Source organism: Spartinivicinus poritis, from assembly GCF_028858535.1.
Taxonomy (GTDB): domain Bacteria; phylum Pseudomonadota; class Gammaproteobacteria; order Pseudomonadales; family Zooshikellaceae; genus Spartinivicinus; species Spartinivicinus poritis.
The window spans coordinates 1-4,432 of the sequence record NZ_JAPMOU010000122.1 but is presented as its reverse complement, the minus strand read 5'-3'; the positions used below and the strand labels follow the sequence as shown (position 1 = coordinate 4,432).

4 protein-coding genes are annotated in these 4,432 nt (G+C 35.6%); 2 read left to right on the top strand and 2 right to left on the bottom strand.

The window, feature by feature from the left end; all coding sequences use genetic code 11:
- Positions 1 to 240 precede the first annotated feature (240 nt).
- Positions 241 to 450 (bottom strand): BrnA antitoxin family protein, encoded by a 210-nt coding sequence (locus ORQ98_RS29050; RefSeq protein ID WP_274692323.1) that lies wholly within the window; start codon positions 448 to 450, stop codon positions 241 to 243.
- Between the two features lie 60 nt (positions 451 to 510).
- Positions 511 to 741: a BrnT family toxin gene (locus ORQ98_RS29055; RefSeq protein ID WP_274692324.1), complete on the bottom strand. Its 231-nt coding sequence runs from the start codon at positions 739 to 741 to the stop codon at positions 511 to 513.
- A gap of 2,950 nt (positions 742 to 3,691) precedes the next feature.
- On the opposite strand from ORQ98_RS29055, the gene ORQ98_RS29060 reads away from it, so the two are divergent.
- Both ORQ98_RS29060 and ORQ98_RS29065 read left to right on the top strand, forming a co-directional pair.
- Positions 3,692 to 3,922 carry a BrnT family toxin gene (locus ORQ98_RS29060; RefSeq protein ID WP_274692324.1) on the top strand — a complete coding sequence of 77 codons (231 nt, stop codon included), beginning with the start codon at positions 3,692 to 3,694 and terminating at the stop codon, positions 3,920 to 3,922.
- Positions 3,923 to 3,982: 60 nt separating this feature from the next.
- The gene (locus ORQ98_RS29065; RefSeq protein WP_274692323.1) at positions 3,983 to 4,192 is read left to right on the top strand and encodes a BrnA antitoxin family protein; all 210 of its coding nucleotides are present in this window, start codon (positions 3,983 to 3,985) and stop codon (positions 4,190 to 4,192) included.
- Positions 4,193 to 4,432 lie beyond the last annotated feature (240 nt).

Sequence of the window (4,432 nt, the reverse complement as noted above, 5' to 3'; positions counted from 1 at the left end):
TTCAGTAAGGCATCAAAGTCGTAGTCATACAATTCATCTGGAATAGAAGCAATCCTTGCCATTATTAAATTCCTAGTACCGTATTATTTTAATATAATCCTAATGTCTTATAAAAGGATGTATTGAAGAAATGGGCAGAAGAAGAAAACAAAACGATTTAGTGCTATTAACTGAGCTTATTGATTTATTTTCTGTAAGATTGTTTCTGTTGTGCGCACTCTTTGATAGTGCGCATTTTGATTAGTCCCAATTCATTTTTAGTTTCTTATGGTGCTCAGCACAGTCTTTTAGATACAGATTAATTAGGTTCTGGTAAGGAATCCCATTTTCCTCTGATAATGACTTAAAATAATCAATAACATCCTCATCAAGCCTAATGGTTATCTGTTTTTTAAGCTGTTTAGCATAAGGATTTGGTGTTGAGTTTGAGAAATCGTAATTGTCACGCATAACGGAACCTGTCGTATTGTTTCTGCTCGTGCTTATTTGCTCTCCTGGCTGATATGAGTCTTATTTCGCTGTCGTCAGCCTGATATAGCAGTGGCATACCACGAGTGTCTTAAACTGGCTGCTTATGCCTAGCAATATAAAGCGCTCTTCGTCTTCTGAATGCTCTGGATCAGGTATTAACCTGGCGTACTCATCAAAGAAAACAGACTTGGCTTCATCAAATGATACTCCGTGTTTGCTTTGGTTGATGAGGTCTTTGCGCTCATCCCAAGTAAAGTTATATGCACTCATAATTATGTTGTAGTTATAGTATAATTATATGTCAAGGAACCTGTGTTCTAAACTGCGCAATCTTGATCGTTTTCTGGAGTTGGAGAACTTCTCACTTTGGTGGTGCGAACCTAGCTTTGATTCAATGGCTTGCATAATGAATGTACCTGATAGTGTACCTCTAGCTAATGGTGACTATATTCGAAAGCCCCTTATATCTTGGCTTCCAGTAAGCTTTGTTGGCATATTCCTATGACTGGCTACTTAATTGCCTGCTGTTGTTGAGAAGGGTGCTTATGTGTGTTTATAAGCCGTTTTAAGGTTATCGATGTTCATTGGTGGGGGTGAGGGACGAGAAGCCCCTACAATAAGTTAAGCGTTGGAGTTGATATTTATCGATTGCTGCTCGTCTATTCTATCGGTATCAACAGTAATCCAGTTAGTGACAAGGTCAGGGGGTGAGAGGGCGGATTCTTTTCTCATGTGTTCGATGGCGTTGCGAACAAGGTGCTCGATTTCTTGGCCTCTGGTTTCTAATTGAATGTCCTTGTCGTCAGTTGATGAATATTCGATGCCAACTGAAAGTAGGATGTGTTGTGTTTTAATCTGCGTAGTTACTTGTAACAGGGAAATACTCTCCAGCTAGCTTGAGCGCTTTATTGGTTGCTAAGTGTTCGGATTCTTTGGCAACAACTATTGTATGTATCTCAAATGTAGGAAAGGAATAAAGGGGTGAATCGCCCCCCCGAGGATAACTACTTTATTACTCGACTACATCAAATGATGTTCTTAGATCATTTTCACGGTTGAAAATACCTATTTTCACAAGAAACAAACGATAGTATTGGTCATCTTGCAGCTCATCAATAGTCTCGTTTAATACACTTAACCGTTGATTGATAGTACTATGAAGCTCTTCCAGGTTATCAAATAAATCAAGATCAAACTCTTTAGAGTAATATCGCTGCAGTTATAGTCGTATAAAGAATAAACAGTGATAGTAGGCATAATAAGTAACCTTAATGGCCTTTCACCGTGTTTCTGTTGATATGAATAATATATTAAACGACTAGTAGAGTCAGCAAAGAAACTTAAATGATTTAAAAATAGTAACATGTAATTAGTAGAATTATTATAAAAGCCCTATAAAAAAGTAGTAATCAAAAAAACTTTGCGAACAATGAAATAATATCATATAGCTAAATAAGTGATCTAATGGAAAAAGTGGTGAGTGGAGCATTGGGAAGTAGATAAAAAATAATAGAGGTTAGAGCAATAAATAATTAATTAAAAAATAAACACAAATTAATCCATAAATAAAATGGATAAAAAACAAATACACTTAAAATAAAGGGTTGAAAATTAAAATAATAAATAATTAATTCGATAAAAAACAAAATAAATAAAAATAATTAAAAAATAAATTATGTACCCACAAATACCCAAGCCCAAGCTAGTGCGATGCTAATGCGTACCCCAATATGCCCATACTATATATATAGTATGGGCATATTGGGGTACGCATTAGCATCGCACTAGCTTGGGCTTGGGTATTTGTGGGTACATAATTTATTTTTTAATTATTTTTATTTATTTTGTTTTTTATCGAATTAATTATTTATTATTTTAATTTTCAACCCTTTATTTTAAGTGTATTTGTTTTTTATCCATTTTATTTATGGATTAATTTGTGTTTATTTTTTAATTAATTATTTATTGCTCTAACCTCTATTATTTTTTATCTACTTCCCAATGCTCCACTCACCACTTTTTCCATTAGATCACTTATTTAGCTATATGATATTATTTCATTGTTCGCAAAGTTTTTTTGATTACTACTTTTTTATAGGGCTTTTATAATAATTCTACTAATTACATGTTACTATTTTTAAATCATTTAAGTTTCTTTGCTGACTCTACTAGTCGTTTAATATATTATTCATATCAACAGAAACACGGTGAAAGGCCATTAAGGTTACTTATTATGCCTACTATCACTGTTTATTCTTTATACGACTATAACTGCAGCGATATTACTCTAAAGAGTTTGATCTTGATTTATTTGATAACCTGGAAGAGCTTCATAGTACTATCAATCAACGGTTAAGTGTATTAAACGAGACTATTGATGAGCTGCAAGATGACCAATACTATCGTTTGTTTCTTGTGAAAATAGGTATTTTCAACCGTGAAAATGATCTAAGAACATCATTTGATGTAGTCGAGTAATAAAGTAGTTATCCTCGGGGGGGCGATTCACCCCTTTATTCCTTTCCTACATTTGAGATACATACAATAGTTGTTGCCAAAGAATCCGAACACTTAGCAACCAATAAAGCGCTCAAGCTAGCTGGAGAGTATTTCCCTGTTACAAGTAACTACGCAGATTAAAACACAACACATCCTACTTTCAGTTGGCATCGAATATTCATCAACTGACGACAAGGACATTCAATTAGAAACCAGAGGCCAAGAAATCGAGCACCTTGTTCGCAACGCCATCGAACACATGAGAAAAGAATCCGCCCTCTCACCCCCTGACCTTGTCACTAACTGGATTACTGTTGATACCGATAGAATAGACGAGCAGCAATCGATAAATATCAACTCCAACGCTTAACTTATTGTAGGGGCTTCTCGTCCCTCACCCCCACCAATGAACATCGATAACCTTAAAACGGCTTATAAACACACATAAGCACCCTTCTCAACAACAGCAGGCAATTAAGTAGCCAGTCATAGGAATATGCCAACAAAGCTTACTGGAAGCCAAGATATAAGGGGCTTTCGAATATAGTCACCATTAGCTAGAGGTACACTATCAGGTACATTCATTATGCAAGCCATTGAATCAAAGCTAGGTTCGCACCACCAAAGTGAGAAGTTCTCCAACTCCAGAAAACGATCAAGATTGCGCAGTTTAGAACACAGGTTCCTTGACATATAATTATACTATAACTACAACATAATTATGAGTGCATATAACTTTACTTGGGATGAGCGCAAAGACCTCATCAACCAAAGCAAACACGGAGTATCATTTGATGAAGCCAAGTCTGTTTTCTTTGATGAGTACGCCAGGTTAATACCTGATCCAGAGCATTCAGAAGACGAAGAGCGCTTTATATTGCTAGGCATAAGCAGCCAGTTTAAGACACTCGTGGTATGCCACTGCTATATCAGGCTGACGACAGCGAAATAAGACTCATATCAGCCAGGAGAGCAAATAAGCACGAGCAGAAACAATACGACAGGTTCCGTTATGCGTGACAATTACGATTTCTCAAACTCAACACCAAATCCTTATGCTAAACAGCTTAAAAAACAGATAACCATTAGGCTTGATGAGGATGTTATTGATTATTTTAAGTCATTATCAGAGGAAAATGGGATTCCTTACCAGAACCTAATTAATCTGTATCTAAAAGACTGTGCTGAGCACCATAAGAAACTAAAAATGAATTGGGACTAATCAAAATGCGCACTATCAAAGAGTGCGCACAACAGAAACAATCTTACAGAAAATAAATCAATAAGCTCAGTTAATAGCACTAAATCGTTTTGTTTTCTTCTTCTGCCCATTTCTTCAATACATCCTTTTATAAGACATTAGGATTATATTAAAATAATACGGTACTAGGAATTTAATAATGGCAAGGATTGCTTCTATTCCAGATGAATTGTATGACTACGACTTTGATGCCTTACTGAA